Consider the following 18,905-nt stretch of genomic DNA (forward strand, 5'->3'; position numbering starts at 1 on the left):
AAGCTTATACATTAGATATTTTGTGAACAATCCAAAGTACAAATCCAAGTATAAACATACTTATAACGGCCGTAACTATACTTCCTGTTTCAACTCCCACATTTTCTCCTATTTTACGACTTCTGTAAGATTCCACATCGGAAGGAATATTCCAAGAGCCAGTGTTAATACAAATCCGGCAATTGCCGCAATAAGAATCGGTTCTATAAGAACTGCTATATTATCGACAATATACCTGTATTTTTCAAGATAATAATTACTTACTTTTTGAAGCATCAATACCAGAGATCCGCTCTCTTCACCTGCGGCAATCATCTGTACTGTCATATTTTCAAACATACCGCTTTCTTTAAAACCCTGTGTTATAGTTCCCCCGGTAACAATAGAATTCCTGATATTTTCAAACTGTTTTTTCATATAGGTATTGTCGATAATATTAAGAGCAATATCAACCGCATCCAAAATCGGAATACCAGAATCAATAAGTCTTTGCAAAACGTAAACAAATCTTCCAGTCATTGCAAGCTTAATTACCGGCCCTACTATATATATTTTTAGAAGCATCTTATCCATAAGAAGTCTTATTTTAGGATTGGTGTTGTATAAAAACGTAATAACGCCGAAAATAACAACTGCTCCCGCTAATATATACATCCCGTAATGCTGCAGCGACGCTTCAATCCATAATAAGAATCTTGTTGGCAAAGGAAGCTGTGCTCCTAACTGGGCAAAAATTGATTTAAACGGAGGAATTACGAATAAAATCACAATTACAAACGCATTACTCATGGCAAAAACTATAAACATAGGATACCTGGTTGCTTTTTTAAGTCTTTTTCTGTTATCAAGAATTTCATGTAAAATTACGGAAAGATCTTTAACCGCTCTAGCCAAATCACCGGTTTCTTCTCCTAGTTTTATCATTGATATAGTAAGCGTACCAAGTTCTTTTTCAAATTTCTCAAAAGCGGCGGTTAAAGAAAGCCCGGCTTTTATATCGTTTTCCAGAGAATAAAAAATTTTTTTTAATTTTTTATTTTTTATACTTTCTTTTATGTTTCCGACAACCATATCAATTGCCAAACCGGCATCAAGCATTACATACATCTGCTCCAAAACGGCAATATATTCTTCAAGATCAATTTTGCTTAGATCAAGTTTTTTTTCTATTTCTTCCCAGATGGAAGGTTTTTTTATTTCTTCAATATTTTTAATAATACCTAATTTTTTTTCTCTAAATTTTTTAATAGCGTCCTTAGGGGAAGGAGCGGATATTATTATTTCTTTAATTTTCCCTTTTTGTATATACTCAACTTTAAAGTACATCTACTTTAACCACCCTTAGAATTTCTTCTAAAGTCGTTACCCCGGCTTTTATTTTATTAATACCGTCTTCAACCATAGATACGAATCCGTATTCTTTTGCCGCTTTTAAAATTTCTGTTTTATCTTTATTCGTCGCAATTAAATGGGATATTTCATCATTTACAACCAAAACTTCGCTTATCATTTCTCTCCCGATATATCCAGTAAATCCGCACTCTTTGCATCCGGAGCCTTTATAAAACTCTATTTCTTCTTTTAAAAAAGGTTTAATCATTTCAAGTTCTTCTTTAGCCGGTACATATTTTGTTTTACAGTAAGGACATATTTTTCTTACCAGTCTCTGAGCAACCACCCCTATAAGAGAATCCGCCACCATATAATTTTGTGCGCCCATCTGTATCATTCTGGTTACAGCGCTTGAAGCATCGTTTGTATGAAGCGTTGCAAGCACCAAATGCCCCGTTAAAGAAGCCTGAATAGCCGCTTCTAAAGTTTCTCTGTCTCTGACTTCACCTATCATAATAATATCCGGATCCTGTCTTAAAATACTTCTCAGAACCGTGGCGAATGTTAGTCCTATTTTAGAATTTACAGGAATCTGCTGTATCAAAGGTATTTCATATTCTACCGGGTCTTCAACGGTGATAATCTTTTTATCCACTCCTTTTATTTCATTTAAAGCCGCATAAAGCGTTGTGGTTTTACCGCTTCCTGTAGGCCCTGTTACGAATACAATCCCGTAAGGAGAGTGTATAAGCATTTCAAAACGTTTCAGATTATATTCGCTCATTCCGAGTTCTGTCATACGTAAAAGTATTTTTTCCTGGTCAAGAATTCTTAAAACAACACTTTCACCGTGAAGCGTAGGAGTGGTAGACACCCTAAAATCATATATATTGGAATTGTAGTTTTTAGTAAATCTTCCGTCCTGCGGCTTTCTTTTTTCACTGATGTCCATATTTGAAAGAAGTTTTATTTTTGATACAAGAGGAAAATATATTTCTTTTTCAAAAGAAAACAGTTCTTTTAAAACACCGTCGGTTCTGGCTCTAACTGAAAAGTTATATCTTAGAGGCTCGATATGCACATCCGTTGCCCTGTCTTTTATAGCTTTTTCCAAAATCAGATCCAACAGTTCGTCTATTGCGCTTATATTTTCCGTTCCTCCGCTTTTAAGCTCTTTTTTAACCTTGTTAATAAGCTCCTGAGTGGAAATATTGATTTTTAAACGCTCAATAATTATCTGGATGTCTTTGCTTAAGGCAATAAACACTTTAAGAGGTTTAGGAGAAAATTTTTCTATAAGTTCCAGAGCGTCATAATCCAAAGGATCTGCCGTTGCTACATAAATATATTCGTCATCTTTTTTAAAAGGTATTACAAAATGTTTTTCAATTAAACTGATAGGAAAAGACGATAACAGATCATAATCTATTTTCTCCCCGTATAAATCTACAAAAGGGAAATTAAGCTGTTTTGAAAGAGCTTCAAGTATCTGTTTTTCAGTAGCAAAACCGAGTTCGATTAATATTTCACCAAGCTTTTTATAAACACCCTGGGCTTTATATTCCTGCTGTTTGGCAAGAGCTTTATTCAGCTCTTCTTCGGTGATTATATTTTCATGTAATAACAAATCCCCTAATCTTACTTTTTGTTTAATCATCTATACCATCGCCTTTTTATTAATTTTCCGTTTTTAAATTCATCTATATACATTCTATCTCCTCTTTTGTATACGTTGTATGTTAGGTTTTTGTCTTTATTTTCTATAATAATAAGATCTCCCACTTTCTTATAATTGCCGTATTTAATTGCTTCAAAAATATAAGAAAGTATATAATCCGTCATCGGAAACGAAAACGAATCAAGAGAAATATTGTCAAACAGATATGAATACAAAAGTTTTTTTTCCATTAAAATCGTTAAGAAATATATAGCGTTTTTTCTTCCGTAATTTGTATGCTTAAGTGAATTGATAATATACGGAAGCAGATACAGACTGTCAACTTTTATACATGACACGCCTATAATACTTAACGCCTTTTCATTGTTTGTATATTTTTTTATATTTTTAAACGAACATATCTGCGCATATTTTTTGTTTAAATAATCCTGGACTATATCCGCTTTTAATACACTCAGTCCTAAAAATAGCATTAAAAAAGTTTTATTTATCCCCTTCATTAAATTCCCCCAACAGTTTTTTTACTTTTTCATCCTTGTGATAATTATAATATATTTTTAATATTTTTACCGCTTCTTCCTTTTTTCCGAGTTTATAAAGAGCTTTTGCGCTCATAATCCATGATTCCGGTTTTTTATTATTTTGTATGTTTGCATTTTTTGCCCATTTTAACGCATCCGTATAATCACCTTCATTATAATATTTTTCAGACAGCGCAATACATGTTTCATATGACGGAAGCGTCTGGGTCTGGAGTAAAGCAGTATTATTCTGATCTGCTGTTTTCATTACCGGTTTTTTTTCTTTGTCTTTCTTTACGACTTTAGGCTGTTTTGATTTTTCGGGTTTAGACTCTGATATATTAAGGTCAATTATAAGCTTAAGCCTGTTTTTTTCTGTTTTTTTATTTTCGATTGTTTTATTTATTTCTTTTTTAATGTTTTTTTTGACGTTTTTTTCAGGTTTTTTTATTATGGTTTTAAACTCTGTTTTTTTGTTCTTTTGTGTGTCAGATGTTTTATAAAAAAAGTAATACCCCGATATACCGGCTCCGCATAATAACAAAACAAATATAAAATATTTAATTCTTCTAAAAAATCTTCTCTGTTTGCATTTTTTTTCCAGTTCTAAAAAAGTCATTTTACCAGTCCTAACTCTATCGCGCTCATTTCCAGTATACAGTCGTCGATTTTATTATATTTAAGAGAATTCCTTAGTGAATAATCAAGCAGAGTAAGCGCCGTAAAAATAAATTTTTTGGAAAGTCTGAAATTACCTTTTGTAAGTTTATATATTTTTTTTAATCTTTTTTTATCAATCAGATCATATCTGTTGTTTTTAATAAATTTCGACATTACGTATTTTTCGAATTCATCAAAACTTAGAGGCTTCATAAAAATTTTCTGGGTATATCTTGAAGCAAACTGAGGCAGCGAAGCTATCTTTTCACCCTCTTTTTTATGCATACTTAAAACCACCTGGTTTCCGCTGTCGCTTAACAGTCTTAAAAACTCGATCATTTCTATAGACAAAAGCTGCGCCTCATCAATTAATATAACTTTGTCTTTTAAATCATTATGAAGATTTAAAAACTCTTCTTTAGTCAAAAACGGCTCTTTTTGCAAAATATATTTTTCAGGATATTTGTGTTTTAAAAGTGAAAGCATATAACTTTTGCCGCTTCCGGGTTTTCCGAGCAGAAATACGATATTGGACTTAGTAGAAAGAAGTTCTTCTTTTACAAGTTCAAAATTGATATAACTGAAAAAATCATTTATATCTATCTTGTCCCTGAACTCTTCAATAAGCTCACTTAACATTTAATTCCTCTAAATTAGGAAGCTTTTTATATCCGTAATCTTTTAACGTCTTTTTATCGTTTAAATTAATAATATGCGGAGTGATTATAAATACCAGCTCTTTTTTATTCGTAATTTCTTCCCTTGAAGAAAAAAGATATTTAAGTATCGGAATTTCTTTTAATACAGGTACACCGTTAACTTTGAGCTGTTTATCATCAGTAATAAGCCCTCCTAAAACAAGTGTATCGTTGTTTTGCAGTTTCACTACGCTTATCATAGTGTTATCCTGTGTATCAGGAGGCATTTCCCTGCTGCTGTTTGTAAGCTGTGTAGGGTCTTTAAATGAACTGATTCTCGGGTTTATACTTAATATTATCTGATTATTGTCGCTTATCTGAGGCGTAATATCAAGCAAAACTCCTACAAACTTGGAATCTATCGTATACTGAGTAGTAGGATTGCCGTTATTATCTGTAGTAATTTCAGACGCATATTTGTAATAAATGGTATCTCCGACTTTAATCAGGGCTTTTTGATTGTTTAAAGTAACTATTTTAGGATTGGAAATCGAATTAACATTCCCGTTTTGAGCCAAAAAGTCTAAAAGCCCGCCTATATTAAAAGTAGCGCTTTTAAATACCGCATTGTCACCTATAATGTTTGATGCCGTAATAGGTACGCTTTTATTGGCCAAAGACAGTGAAAGCTGCGACCAGTCGATACCGGTTTTGTGTGAGCTTGAAAGTGTTACGCTGTATATCTTAACGTCTATAAGCACTTCTTTGTGAAGCCTTTTATTTAAATCGTTTATGTATTTTGCAATTTCCTCAATCTGGTTTTTATTTCCGGTTACCGTTACTAAACCTGAGTTTTTATCGATTATAGGATCTTTATATTCAGCATTGGTGTTTTTTAGTATCTGTATAATGTTGTTTTTCAGATTATCCCAGAAATCAAACTTATAATCGGTTTTTATTGTATTGTCGTTGGAATCTATATTGGTTATACCGCTTATAGAATTAGGAATAAAATCAACCCTGAATGTTTTAGTCTGATTATATGAAACCGTTATAGTATTGTTTTTAATTTTATAAAAAAGGTTTGCATGTTCAAAAAGAATTTTGAGCAGATCATTAAGCGGCACGTGTTCTACATTAATAAACTCTATATTTTTGTTGATAAGCTTTTTTGCTTTTTGATCTTTTAAAACAATATTCAAATTACATTCGTCAACCAAATCTGAAAGCACCGTTTTCAGTTTTATAGGATTTGCTATATGCAGCGAAAACAGTTTTTTATTGCAGTTTGCCGCAAACACAGCCGTTACTGTTAAAACTAAAAATATAATTCTTTTCATTTTGCAACCTTTAAAACTTTTGGGGTTAACGATAATTTTTTATATATGTTATCCTTTTTCAAGACAACCTCTTTATCCGTTATTTTAACTACAACATAGCCTTCTATATTATCACCTCTTTTAACCCAGATACCGTTAATATTGGCTTTATTCTGAAAAATCGCGTTTAATACAAGACTATTTTGCTTAGGCACCGCGGTAATTTTGCTTTTATTGATTTCAATATCTTTAGTAAAAATATTATATGCCGGCACCGTTTTAAATACCGGTTTATATTTTTCCATTTGCTTTATTTTGGTTATTATAGTCAAAACATCGGCAAAAACAAACGATCCGATAAAAATCAGTAAAAAAATCTTTCTCATAAAATACCCCATATTAAAAGCTGAATATTAAAATTAACATCTTTTTTCTTTTCAAAAGTTAAATTTTTAATTTCTTTAACAGCTCTGATTTTCTCCAAATCCCGGATAAATTTATAAAAATTTCTATATTCTTCCGGTGAAAACTTTCCGTTGATATCAATCTGATAAACTACATAGTCTTTAATGCTTTTATTAATCGTATACGAAGCTTCAATATTGTTATTAGTGGCATTTTGCAAAACATCTTTCAATACGTTTAAAAAGCTTTTTTCATCAACATGCAGAATTGAAGACGTTTTAATTAAAAGATTTAAATATTTCAAGTCTTCGTTCAGAGAAAGGTTTTGTTTTTTTAATTTATTTAATTGAGCTTTTATATTGTTGAGTTTTTCCTGCAGACTGGATACTTTTTTAACTTTGCTTTGTAAAAAGGATATTTTTTCACCGTTTGTGTTTATCTGCTTTGATAAAACTCCGTAATTGAAATTGTAATAAACAATAACGGCAATTATTATTATAGAAAGGTATAACAGTATAATGTTTTTTTTATCCAGTGAATTTAAATAAGTTTCAAATTTATTCATCGTAACTCACTTTTGCAATGTAAATTCCCAAATTGTTTTTTATTTCGCTTGAAGTTACGTTTTTATATCCCATTGAATTTAAATCTTTCATAAGCCTTGCTATATCCGAAGAATTATCAAACGTACTAGTAAGAATAAGCTGTGTATGAGTCCCTTCTTTGTCAAATGATATAAGTTTAAGACTGTATTTTTTTAATTCTTTTACCAAATCCGCCAACTGGTTTGTAACAGGCTCCTGTTTTTGAATATTATCCAGATAAAGCACTTTTCCGGAAATATCCGATATCTGTTTTTGCAAATCAATATTCTGTTCGTGCAGTTTGACCGCTTCATTTTGAAACTTGGCAATTGCTGTTTTTAAAAGCTTCTCTTCCCTTTGTATTCTTTGAACTTTTCTTTTTAAAACTAGTATTTTATTTTCCTGCTGTTTTAGAGTCTGATATTTTATAAAAGCATCTGCAGCCACAAACCCGAAACAAACGACAGCCAGCAAAGACAAAGTGCCTGTTTTAGTTTTATAAAAAGGCACGGGTTTAGGAAAAATAGAAAAGTTTTCTTCCTCATTTAAATAATGTCTGCTGTTATATACGGCAGCCGTATAATCAAAAGAATCATAATCGGTATTATCCAGGGAATACTTTTTAAATTCTATACCGCTGAGATTCCAAAAATTTTCATAATTTTCAATCAAACCTTTTATTTCAAAAGGAGAATATAAAAAAATTCTTTCTATTTTAGAAAGGGAGTAATAACTGACCGAATAATTGATTAAATTGTTGACTTTCATAAAAAACTGTGAAAAAAAGTTCTCAATTGCGCTATATGTTTCTTTGTCTTCATAATTTTCTTCATTAAAGCCTTTGGTTTTAAGTATTTCTATAACTTCTTTTAGGCTTTTATCAAGCTGTTTTGCAAGAGAAGAAAGTTTAGAAATACTTTTAACAAACACAAATTCTCCGTTTTCAAAACAGCTTAAAAAGGCCTCTTCCTCATCCAAATAGATAAAGGCGTCATTTTTAGGAGCAGCTCCCGTTATATCGTAATATGATTTAAATATTCTGGGTTTGAGAGAAATAAAATCGATATATTTAAAAACCTTGAGATATTTTTCAAATTCTTTTTTTAAAACTTCCGTATCAACCACAAAAGCTTCAACATTATAAAACTCTTCAAACTCTCTGAAAACATAACTTATTTTATATTCTTTGTTGTAATCTAAAGACCCTTCGGTAAAAACATACTTCTCAGCCTCAATTTCAAGCATATCTTTATCAATGTTTTTTGGAAGTTTAAAAGTAATGTTTAAAACATTTTTATATCCGATTGAAGATGTAATAATACCTTTTTCATATGAAAGTTCTTTTCTGATTATTCTGTCATTTTCGTTAATATAAATATAATTTTCAGATAAATAGATTACTTTCAATGTATCACCTTATAGCTCCGGTTATCGGATATATCGTTATATTCTGTTCTTTATTCCTGTATTTTAGCGAAATAATTATATTAGTATGTACCATTTTTGTCAAATCAGTATCTATTTCCCCGTCAAAAGGTCTTCCTAAATAGTCAAAGCAAAGAGTGTTCCCGTTTAAACCCTGCAATACACTTATATCAGATTTAAACGTATAATGAACTTTTTCGCTTGAATTTTTATCCTCGCTGTTTAACCAGTCTTTATTAAAAGTAATACACACATAATCATCTGTTCCTGTTGTTTTGTAACCTAACGCATTTGATTTTGTCTGCAGTATTTTTTCTTTAAGCATTTGTGTATCCACCGTAAGTGTTTCATCCGGTATAAACTGCATTCCCACAAAAGTAAGAATACCCATAATAACAATTACAAAAATCAGTTCTATTAAACTAAACGCTTTCATTACGGCCTTTGCAGTGTGATTTTTTCTAATTTTATTTTTTTATCGTTGTTTTTAGGATTGCTTGTATTACTCTCAACTGTTACTTTTAACAACACATATCCGTGCGATTCCGGTGTGGATATTTTTACGGCATTTCCACACGGACAGTCGTTTAAATCATAACAGTAATACCTTAAAACATCTACATTAGCTGTAAATCTTTTATCTTCGTCTTCAAAAGTCATATGTTCCAAACATCCGTTATTCGCTTTTCTGTCATATCCTTCTATAGCCTGAATAGAATTTTCTATAGCGCTTTGCATAAAAAGCTGAGCCCTTTGCTGAAGATAAGAATCTCCGGTATGTTTAACCGTAACAAATGAAAATTTTACTACGATAACCATTAATGTCGCAACAAGCAGCATTATAATCAAAGCGCTTATTACCCCGAAACCTTTTCTCTGCATTTTAAAAAGCCACCTTCTGTTTTGATACCGATATATTTATATCGGCTCTGCTTTTAAAAAGCTCCAGTTTAAGCATAAGATGATAATTGATTTTTTTCACCCTGAATGATTTTACATTTGAAGCCAGCAAAGTAACGTTTCCGTCTCCGCCGTCACCGCAAAATGTCTCACCCAGCCACGGTCTGTAATTATAAAACAAAAGCAGATCGTCGTTTTTAAACTTGTCAAAACTTACGCCGCAGTTCCATTTTGAGATATTTAAATCTTTTTTTAAAGCTATGGCATAGGCGCTGTCTGCCAGATAAAACTTTTCATATATTTTAATTCCGGACACATCACTTCCGTCATACCTTGTGAGATTAAGATCACAGTCGCTGCCGTTTTGGGTATAACTGCTTATACGAAAAACATAATCGGCTCTGTTTCCGTGCCAGCCGAAAGCGTTTTTATATTTATACAAAGCGGCTTCGCTTCCCCTGTCAAAACTTCCGGCAAATATCACTGACGTCAAATCCTTAAGCGTTTTTGCAGTACTGTATTTATTCTGCAGTATTGTATTTATAAAACTGCTGTTGAAATCAACGGCTTTTAAAACAGGCTTTTTACTTGCATAAAGATCCGCAAATCCGCTGAGATTCGCATCCACCATCGCATCATTCAGATAACCTATCCATTCCAAAACAGGAAAATCGTCAGTGTCAGTTATATTTCCGATGTATTTAAAATTCCCGGTAGACTGATTATAGCCTATTACACTTAAAGGAACCCTGTAATATATGAGAGACGCCACCTGGTCTAAAACCTGCTGGGAAACAAATTCAAATTTAGAAGTCTGTTTTGCGATGTAGTTTCTTACATACAGCTTGCTGATAATCTGAAAACCGCCTATTAAAATAAAAGCCAGTATTACAATTACAAAAATCGCTTCTATTAAAGTAAAACTCTTTTTAATTCTCAATTCTCAATTCTCCATTCTCAATTTATTCACCACTGTACGCTGTTTATTTTAATATGCCCGATATTGGCGCTGTAATAACTGACTGAAGATATTGTCTGATTATTAAAAGAAACGGTTACATTTATTCTTTTGATATTTGTTTTGGTGTTGTCGCTGGTTTTGGTAAAGTGAAAAGACAGACTGCCGTTTGAATAATCGCTTTTATTCCATTCATCCGTATAGCCTGCAGTAATTTTTAGCGTATATACCACTCTTCCGTCTTTTGTGGTATTCTCTTCTATTCCGTTGTAATCGTCTACGTCGTCATAAGGAGGTTCGTTTGCGTCCTTGCCTATACTGCTCTCGAAAATTCCGTCTTTACAGTTTCTGCTTCCCGCGAACCCTCCTAATCTGTATCCGCTGCTTGCATTACAGTCCAAAACGTTTTTAGGCGGGTCGTTTACAAGAAGTATATCGTCGTAATTTGTGTTTTGCTCGTCATATTCCTTTAACGAAATATCCATTATTTTAGACATCATATTAAATATCGCGTCCTCTTTTTTAGAAAATTCCAAAGATTTATTGCTTATATATATTATTTTAGGAATCACCGTAAAAACAGCGGCAATTATTACAATCGTAAATATAAGCTCAATTAAAGTTAAAGATTTCCTCAATCCTCTTTTTCCTTTTCAGAAATTAAAACATCCTCAATTACTTCGTCCAAATCGCCGTCAAGTATGTCGTCTACCCTTGAATAAGCTTTATTGCTTCTGTTGTCTTTAACCTGCTGATAAGGGAATAGAACGTAACTTCTTATCTGATGTCCCCATCCCATCTCGTCTTTAGGTTTGCCTTCCTCTTCGGCTTTTCTTTTTTCAAGTTCAAGTTCGTACAGCTTTGATTTAAGCATTTTAAAAGCCATCTCTTTATTTTTATGCTGGCTTCTGTCAGTCTGACATCCTACAACTATACCTGTAGGAATATGCGTAATCCTTACGGCACTTTCGGTTTTGTTTACGTGCTGGCCTCCGGCTCCGCTTGCGCGGAAAACGTCTATTCTTATATCTTTAGGATCAATTTCTATTTCAATATCATCGTCAATTTCCGGAGAAACCTGAACAGACGCAAATGAAGTATGTCTTCTTCCGCCGCTGTCAAAAGGAGACACCCTCACAAGTCTGTGAATACCGTTCTCAGCTTTCAGATATCCGTAAGCGTTTTCCCCTTTTACAAGAAAACTCACATCTTTTATTCCGGCCTCGTCTCCGGCCTGATAATCAAGAACGTCAACTTTCCATCCTCTTCTTTCGGCATATCTCAGATACATTCTGTAAAGAATCGAAGCCCAGTCGTGGGATTCTGTCCCCCCGGCTCCCGGATGTATTGAAATAATTGCGTTTTTAGAATCGTTTTCATCACTTAACATCACTTCAATTTCCAAATCCCTTATGGCTTTTTTCAGCTCTTTTACGTCTTCAAATACTTCGTTAAGGGTTTCTTCATCTTCTTCCATGCTTGCAAGCTCGAACATGTCTTTATTATCCTGAAGGGCTCTTTTGGCTTTTTCGTATTTTTCAAGTTTTCTCATTATCGCATTTTTTTCTTTTTGCACTTTTGCGCTTGTTTTAGGGTCGTTCCAAAAATCGGGATCGTTTTCCATTTCCTGAATTTCTTTTAACCTTTTATTTAAATTATCGGGTTTTAAAATAGATTCTATATTCTCAATTTTATTCTCCAGCTCTTTTATTAACTCGCTGTATTCATAAGCATCCATTGCCGTCCTTTTATAACGTATTAAAATTTATATATAATTCTACCAAAAAAGGCGGCTTATGAAAATTTTAAATTCCCCAAAAGAAGCCATCGAATTCAGAAAAGCCCTAAACGGAAGTATCGGATTCGTTCCTACGATGGGAGCGCTTCACGAAGGACATTTAAGTTTAATAGAAAAAGCAATAAGTGAAAACGATTTTGTAGTAGTTTCCATTTTCGTAAACCCCACCCAGTTTTTACCCGGAGAAGACTTGGACAAATATCCAAGACGCCTGGAAGCGGATTTTGAAATATGCAAACGCGCGGGAGTCGACGCAGTTTTCACGCCTACAGCCGAAAACATGTATACTAAAGATGAAGTTTTAATAAAAGCCCCTAAAATCAAAGGTTATATACTCGAAGGTTTTAACCGTCCGGGACATTTTGACGGAGTTTTGCAGGTTGTAAACAAACTTTTCAATATTATAAAACCTGCAAAAGCTTATTTCGGCAAAAAAGACGCCCAGCAGCTGTATCTGATAAAACAGATGGTTAAAAATTTTTTCTTTGATATAGAAATAGTTGAATGCGAAACCAAAAGGGAAAAAGACGGACTGGCGCTTTCAAGCAGAAACGTTTATTTAAGCGATGAAGAGAGAAAAAGGGCGCTTAGCATCAGCAAAGCACTTAAAAGAGCCGCCAAACTTTCGTCAAAGACAAAAAACATTGAAGAAATCAAAAAAGAAATGCTTGATATTCTAGATGTGGACGAACTTCAGTATATCGCATTTGTCGACAGGGATTTCAATTATATTAATAAAATAAAACCGGGAGATACTATTATTTTAATTGCGGCAAAAGTCGGAAACACAAGGCTTATCGATAATATATGGATATAATTATCTAAATATCTTCACTCCTCTTTTGGTTGAATTGGTATCCGTTACATTGGCTTCAGTACCGTTAAATTCTCCGCTTCCGACTTCTCCTTCATTATTTGTATTCTGCCATGAAACGGCAAAACAGAAATGGTTTAAACAGCTGGAATTATTTGAAATATCATATTTTTCATAAAATTTGGAATACCAGAGCCACTTGAGATTCGGGCTTAACAGATGAATAACCGCATAATTGATATTGCTGTTTGTTCTGTCTATTTTAAACGTAATTTTCCCGCCGTTTATGGAAACAACACTGACCGTTACGCCGTTTAAGGTATTTGATGCGTTAAAATCTTTTGAAACGACAATTTCCGAATCTGTAACATTGCCGTCTATTACGGAATGTTTATCATTTAAATACCAGTTGTAAACAAGCTCTTTTGTGCCGGGATTAAGAACTCCGTTTCCGTCATATACGATAAAAGGATACGTTTTGTTAAAATCGTTTTCCACAGCCAGAACATCGCTTAAAAGCAGATTGCCGTAATAATATCTGGCGGTTTCATTTAAATTCAATGTTCCGTTTGCATCGGTATCGTTAACGTCAATGTCTGTAATATTAAATTCAAAAGGATTTAAAACAACCGATGAGTTTCTGTCAAAATTGAAATATACATTTACGCTGGTTGATCCGTTATTATCGGTAGTAAAATTATTTTTATTATATACAAACGTAACATTTTCATCTTTTGAAACGTTGCCGTCATATTCCGTGCCGTTGGTATCTATATATTTATACAGTATCTGAGACACATTAACTTCGACATTGTTATGTGCTATATCCACGGTAATGTTTTTAGCATAACAGTCTTTATTGTAATTGCTTAGCACATTTCCGTTTTTATCAACTGCCGTAATATTCAGCTCCAGTTTAGAAGCGATATTCAAATCTCTGTCATAATAGGTAAAATTGCCGTCTTTATCATAATTTTCAAAAAGCGCACTGAGTTTAAAATGATCCACACTAAAATCCAGCACATCCGAAACACTTTGTATAAACCTCTGAGTATCATTTGTATCGTCACTGTCTACTAAAGCATATTCACTACTGTTTACTTCTTTTACCGTTAAATTCAAATCTCCTACTTCATTGTAATTAAGCGTTAAATTGGCTTCACCGTTAACGAAATTCCCTCCTGAAACTTTATTTAAAATTCCGGTTTTACATCCGCTTTTTGTTTCGTTATACTCTAAATCCACACTTTGTCCGTTAACATATACCGTCTCGTTATAATCTTTAACTGGATTTCCGTTTTCATCGACGGCTTTTATCGTAATATTAAAATCATTCCCGGCCTTCACCGCATTAGGAATATTAGTAATTATAAACTTATAAGGCCTGACGGCAAAATTATCGGTTGAATTTGATTCGTTTACATCGGTAGAAGTATTGCTTAAAGCCCTCCCCTGAATATTTACCTCAACACATTTTACGGCTCTGTCGACATTAAGAGTGTTTTCATCAAGTGTCATACATCCGTTAGCGTTTGTCTGTCCGCAGTTATTACATATAACTTTGCTTCCGATCAAATTACCGCTGCACTGACCGTTACTTGAAGAATCGTAATAATACAATGTGACTTTCGTAATATTAGCTTCCAAAGGAGTATCGGTATCAGGATCTTTTGCAAGAAGCGTCAAATTAAATTCTTTATCGGCAAGTTTTGTAGTAATATTATCATCCCAGTCGTTTACTGCATTACACTGTGTAATATCCGATATATAATCCACTGCATTGAATGTAGTGTTTGTCTGTTGAGGATTATTTACACAATGAGGAACAACTATAAACTCATCCCAAGAAAAGTCATCGTAATCACCCCACCAGTTGCTATTGGAAATTATTTTAACTTTTCCGTTAAAAGGACCTTTAATCAAATTTTGATAAACATAATGCAGATCGTAAACACCGTCATCATTTGTATTTATATATGCATATCCTGCAAAATTACCATTTACATAAAACTGTATTTGATTTTTATTCTTATAATCAATATCTCTTACTCTATATAAATAAAAATCCACAGAACTTACACTGCAGCTTACATTAAAGTCATATGTAATTTCTGTACCCTCGTTATCATCTGGATACCAAAACGGCTTATTCCAATCATCACTTAAATCATCATACCAGTCATTATTATTATCTTCATCATCACCTATATGATGTCTTTGAACAAAATTTTTAATATTTTCATCATTATCGGAGGTTAATAATTTATAACCTTCAAAATAAAAATCATCAATATCATCTACATCACTTTTATTACAATTTTCTTTTTTACCATCTGCATAACAGACACCTTTTACCGCAATTGTATGAAAACCTGCTTTTAATGTTAAATTAAAGTAAATAATATTACTTCCCTTTGTACCTCTTCCTACTCTCTTTCCATCAATATATACCTTTATTCTGTCATCAGATTCAATACCTATTGCATTTACCAATTCTACACCGGTAATAGTTATATCTTTTGATATGTAAAAGTTTGTAGGATTGTTTAGATAATAATTATAAGTATGCTCTCCATCAAAAGTTATTGGTTCTTTAGGAATATATCCACTAAAATCATCGTTATCCCCTATATGTAAATAACCGTTTAAATAAATATCTGCTCTTACAATACCAATTAACAAAAAAAATAAAACAATTATCTTACGCAAATTTAACTCCGATCAGCAGTATTATTAATCCAAAAACTGCAGGCATAATTATTTTCATCAAACCTCCGAATTTCTTATAAAAGACCCATTCCACCCAAAAAACAAAAATATTAAAAGCCGCAAAAAAAACATATTTCCCAAAATAATTTAAAGTAGGAATTAAAAACATATCTATCTTAACTATTCCTATAATCGTCAAAACAAGCCCTACAATTAACCCGATTTTTTCCATCAGCAGCCTTTTCACATTTTACATAATTATAACACTTTTGATAAAATTTTAAAAAAAGGATTTTCTTGAAAAAACTTTATTTAGCATCGTTAGGATGTGTTAAAAACCTTATAGACAGCGAAGTAATGCTTGGCCGTCTCAAAGACGGATACACTCTTACCGACAATCCTGACGAAGCGGATCTGCTTATAGTAAACACCTGCGGATTTATTAATCCTGCAAAAGAGGAATCGATTCAGACAATACTTGAACTGGCTGATGCTAAAAAAGACAATGCGGTTCTTGCTGTTACGGGATGTCTTAGTGAAAGATATAAAGACATCCTTCCAAAAGAGATTCCGGAAGTAGACATATGGACGGGAGTCGGAGATTTTGATAAAATAGACAAACTTGTAAAAGAAAAAAAATCCGAATTTTCCCCAAAAGTTTATTTGATTCACAACGACGAAAGAATAATAACGGGCAGCAGCTACCACGCATACATCAAACTCTCTGAAGGCTGCAACCAAAAATGCGCATTTTGCGCCATTCCGAATTTCAAAGGCAGACTAAATTCAAGAGAAATTCCCGAAATCATCGGTGAAATTAAAAGATTAAAAGATAAAGGTTTTAAAGATTTCTCACTTGCTTCTCAGGATTCCAGCTCATATTTAAGGGATAAAGGCATTAAAGACGGGCTTGAACGATTAATTGACGAAATTGATAAAATCGAAGATATTACCGTTAGAATCTTATATCTATATCCGGCGACAACAACCAAAAAACTGATAAGAAGAATATTCGCTTCCGAAGTTGTAGAAAACTATTTCGATATGCCTATACAGCATATAAACGAAAAAATGCTGAAAATAATGAAAAGACCCGGAAGCGTTGAAAAACTTAAATCACTTCTGTATGAAATGAAAAAAGAGTTCAGTTTCATAAGGACATCCGTAATAGTAGGTCATCCTGGAGAAAGCGAAGAAGACTTTGAAGAGCTTAAAAATTTCATAAAAGAGTTTGAATTCGACAGGGTAAACGTATTTGCATATTCCGACGAAGAAGATACCGCAGCTTTCAAAAGAAAAGACAAACTTCCTCAAAATACAATTGATAAAAGAGCGAAAGAAATGGGAAAAATAGTAAAACAGACAACTAAAAACGCCCTTAAAAAATATCTGAACAAAACCTGCAGATGTTATCTTGACGGACTGACGGAAGACGAACTGTTTTACAGCGTCCGCCCTAAACTCTGGGCTCCAGAAATAGACGGAGATATTTTAATTAATGACAGCGAAATAGAAAATCTTGAAATAGGCGGTTTATATAACGTAAAAATAGAAAATCAGGCAGGAGAACAGTTAATTGGAAAAATCATCAAATAACCTACTTGCATTTTCAGCGGGAGTGGATTCAACTGCCCTTTTTTTCCGGCTTATGGAAAATAATATATCTTTTGATATGGCCATTGTCAATTACCATACCAGAGAAACCAGTAATGAAGAAGTCGAATATGCCAAAGAGCTTGCACGCAAATATAATAAAAAAATTTATATTAAAGACTGTTATTTAGAAAAATTTTCTGAAAAATCGGCAAGGGAATGCAGATACAGATTTTTTGAAGAAATTATAAAAAATCACGGCTATGATACACTCATTACAGCCCATCAGTTAAACGACAGATTCGAATGGCTTTTGATGCAGCTTGGAAAAGGCGCAGGTCTTAAAGAAATAATAGCAATGGGTGAATGGGAGGAGAGAGAGGGTTATAAAATATACAGACCTTTTTATAATGTATCTCGTAAAGAAATTGTAGCTTTTTTAAATGAAAAGGGAATTAAATATTTTATAGACCGCAGTAATTTTGACAAAAAATATAAAAGAAATTTTATAAGAGACGAATTTGCGAATAAATTCATCGATCTGTATGCCGAAGGAGTAAAAAAAAGTTTTGAATATCTTGAAAATGATTTAAACCTGCTCTTTCAGAAAAACTGGAAAAAAAAAGAAAAACTCTACAGATTTCAAAAAACATCGCCAGAAATAGACATTAAAAAAACAGACCTTATTTTAAAAGAACTGGGAGTCATAATGAGCAAAGCTCAAAGGGATGAGGTAATAAAAACTGGTTTTTCATGTGTAATACAGGGCAAAATCGCAATAGACAGCAATGAAAAACATATCTATATAGCACCTTATATAAAAACCGCAATGGATAAAGAATTCAAAGAAAAAATGAGAAAAGAAAAAATACCTCCAAAAGTCAGAGGATATATTTATAAATTTGACAGTTGACTGTTGATAGTTAATAGTTGATGGTTAATGGTTTATAGTTGATGACATAACGTTTATATAAAATGAACTACCAACACAAACAACAAATACACCAATCAGCTCAAACGCCTCATTCACGGAGAGTTGCAATGATTCTTTTCGGTTTTATCAAAAGCTCAAATGCATTTTCAATACTTTTACATACAATATCAGCATTCAAAACACTTTTTACGCTTGCCCCTTCGTCTTCAATTACGCATACGCCTATATCCGCCGCTTTAAGCATAAGAGAATCGTTGCTTCCGTTACCGATAGCAAAAACATTTTTCAGCTCTTTTACAAAACTTTCTTTTTCTTCTGTATGATTAGAACTTGTTAATATTTTAAGCTTAACATCTGTTCCTTCAAGATTTTTGGCCGCGCTGCCGTGAGTGTCGGAAGTAATCACATATATATCGAATTCGCTTTGAAGCTCTTTAATATATCTTTTTACGCTTTCTTTTACAATCCCGTCTTCCGCTATCGTACCGTTATAATCCAAAACAATATTTTCAATTTCTATTTCACCCACATTCTGAATTAAAAGTTTCACTTAAATCCTTTTTTGATAATTATACAAAGAAATAAGATTTTTTTATATACTTGACATAAATATTACAAACATTATAAAATAATTAAC

20 protein-coding genes are annotated in these 18,905 nt (G+C 32.8%); 3 read left to right on the forward strand and 17 right to left on the reverse strand.

The features are described from left to right. Positions 1-108 precede the first annotated feature (108 nt). Genes C3L23_RS07155 through prfB form a run of 14 tightly spaced genes read right to left on the reverse strand, consistent with a single transcriptional unit; the run spans position 109 to position 12,158 of the window. On the reverse strand, positions 109-1,326 hold the full coding sequence (locus C3L23_RS07155; protein WP_127681258.1) for a type II secretion system F family protein: 1,218 nt from the start codon (positions 1,324-1,326) through the stop codon (positions 109-111). After that, on the reverse strand, positions 1,316-2,989 hold the full coding sequence (locus tag C3L23_RS07160; protein WP_127681260.1) for a GspE/PulE family protein: 1,674 nt from the start codon (positions 2,987-2,989) through the stop codon (positions 1,316-1,318). Before C3L23_RS07160 ends, C3L23_RS07155 begins: the two co-directional genes overlap by 11 nt. Then, on the reverse strand, positions 2,986-3,510 hold the full coding sequence (locus C3L23_RS07165) for a hypothetical protein (RefSeq protein WP_127681262.1): 525 nt from the start codon (positions 3,508-3,510) through the stop codon (positions 2,986-2,988). Before C3L23_RS07165 ends, C3L23_RS07160 begins: the two co-directional genes overlap by 4 nt. Further along, a complete protein-coding gene (locus tag C3L23_RS07170) occupies positions 3,494-4,150 on the reverse strand; it encodes a tetratricopeptide repeat protein (RefSeq protein WP_127681264.1) in 657 nt (218 codons plus the stop codon). Before C3L23_RS07170 ends, C3L23_RS07165 begins: the two co-directional genes overlap by 17 nt. Continuing rightward, positions 4,147-4,830 (reverse strand): AAA family ATPase, encoded by a 684-nt coding sequence (locus C3L23_RS07175; protein ID WP_127681266.1) that lies wholly within the window; start codon positions 4,828-4,830, stop codon positions 4,147-4,149. Before C3L23_RS07175 ends, C3L23_RS07170 begins: the two co-directional genes overlap by 4 nt. Next, a complete protein-coding gene (locus tag C3L23_RS07180; protein ID WP_127681268.1) occupies positions 4,820-6,169 on the reverse strand; it encodes a type II secretion system protein GspD in 1,350 nt (449 codons plus the stop codon). Before C3L23_RS07180 ends, C3L23_RS07175 begins: the two co-directional genes overlap by 11 nt. Further along, the gene (locus C3L23_RS07185) at positions 6,166-6,534 is read right to left on the reverse strand and encodes a hypothetical protein (protein WP_127681270.1); all 369 of its coding nucleotides are present in this window, start codon (positions 6,532-6,534) and stop codon (positions 6,166-6,168) included. Before C3L23_RS07185 ends, C3L23_RS07180 begins: the two co-directional genes overlap by 4 nt. After that, on the reverse strand, positions 6,531-7,118 hold the full coding sequence (locus C3L23_RS07190) for a hypothetical protein (protein WP_127681272.1): 588 nt from the start codon (positions 7,116-7,118) through the stop codon (positions 6,531-6,533). Before C3L23_RS07190 ends, C3L23_RS07185 begins: the two co-directional genes overlap by 4 nt. Then, positions 7,111-8,544 carry a hypothetical protein gene (locus C3L23_RS07195; RefSeq protein ID WP_127681274.1) on the reverse strand — a complete coding sequence of 478 codons (1,434 nt, stop codon included), beginning with the start codon at positions 8,542-8,544 and terminating at the stop codon, positions 7,111-7,113. Before C3L23_RS07195 ends, C3L23_RS07190 begins: the two co-directional genes overlap by 8 nt. A 4-nt stretch (positions 8,545-8,548) precedes the next feature. After that, positions 8,549-8,998, reverse strand: a complete 450-nt coding sequence (locus C3L23_RS07200) for a Tfp pilus assembly protein FimT/FimU (RefSeq protein ID WP_127681276.1) — start codon at positions 8,996-8,998, stop codon at positions 8,549-8,551. Next, positions 8,998-9,444, reverse strand: coding sequence for a hypothetical protein (locus tag C3L23_RS07205; protein ID WP_127681278.1), 447 nt, complete (start codon positions 9,442-9,444; stop codon positions 8,998-9,000). The genes C3L23_RS07200 and C3L23_RS07205 overlap by 1 nt, the downstream gene beginning before the upstream one ends. A gap of 1 nt (position 9,445) precedes the next feature. After that, the gene (locus C3L23_RS07210) at positions 9,446-10,402 is read right to left on the reverse strand and encodes a type II secretion system protein (RefSeq protein WP_127681280.1); all 957 of its coding nucleotides are present in this window, start codon (positions 10,400-10,402) and stop codon (positions 9,446-9,448) included. 26 nt (positions 10,403-10,428) lie between these two features. Then, positions 10,429-11,058 (reverse strand): type II secretion system protein, encoded by a 630-nt coding sequence (locus C3L23_RS07215; RefSeq protein WP_127681282.1) that lies wholly within the window; start codon positions 11,056-11,058, stop codon positions 10,429-10,431. After that, entirely contained in the window at positions 11,055-12,158 is a 1,104-nt protein-coding gene (prfB, locus tag C3L23_RS07220) for a peptide chain release factor 2 (protein WP_127681284.1), read from the reverse strand. The genes C3L23_RS07215 and prfB overlap by 4 nt, the downstream gene beginning before the upstream one ends. A 58-nt stretch (positions 12,159-12,216) precedes the next feature. Between prfB and panC the strand changes: the two genes are divergently transcribed. Continuing rightward, a complete protein-coding gene (gene panC, locus C3L23_RS07225) occupies positions 12,217-13,035 on the forward strand; it encodes a pantoate--beta-alanine ligase (RefSeq protein WP_127681286.1) in 819 nt (272 codons plus the stop codon). On the opposite strand, the gene C3L23_RS07230 is transcribed toward panC, so the two are convergent. Beyond that, positions 13,036-15,714, reverse strand: a complete 2,679-nt coding sequence (locus C3L23_RS07230; RefSeq protein WP_168175726.1) for a hypothetical protein — start codon at positions 15,712-15,714, stop codon at positions 13,036-13,038. 19 nt (positions 15,715-15,733) lie between these two features. After that, a complete protein-coding gene (locus tag C3L23_RS07235) occupies positions 15,734-15,973 on the reverse strand; it encodes a hypothetical protein (protein WP_127681289.1) in 240 nt (79 codons plus the stop codon). Between the two features lie 65 nt (positions 15,974-16,038). Between C3L23_RS07235 and rimO the strand changes: the two genes are divergently transcribed. After that, entirely contained in the window at positions 16,039-17,337 is a 1,299-nt protein-coding gene (gene rimO, locus C3L23_RS07240) for a 30S ribosomal protein S12 methylthiotransferase RimO (protein WP_127681291.1), read from the forward strand. After that, positions 17,318-18,247, forward strand: coding sequence for a tRNA lysidine(34) synthetase TilS (gene tilS, locus C3L23_RS07245; protein WP_127681293.1), 930 nt, complete (start codon positions 17,318-17,320; stop codon positions 18,245-18,247). The genes rimO and tilS overlap by 20 nt, the downstream gene beginning before the upstream one ends. 109 nt (positions 18,248-18,356) lie before the next feature. On the opposite strand, the gene C3L23_RS07250 is transcribed toward tilS, so the two are convergent. Then, complete coding sequence (locus C3L23_RS07250) at positions 18,357-18,818, reverse strand: HAD family hydrolase (protein WP_127681295.1); 462 nt, start codon at positions 18,816-18,818, stop codon at positions 18,357-18,359. Between the last annotated feature and the right edge of the window lie 87 nt (positions 18,819-18,905).

This window comes from Nautilia sp. PV-1 (assembly GCF_004006315.1).
GTDB lineage: Bacteria > Campylobacterota > Campylobacteria > Campylobacterales > Nautiliaceae > Nautilia > Nautilia profundicola_A.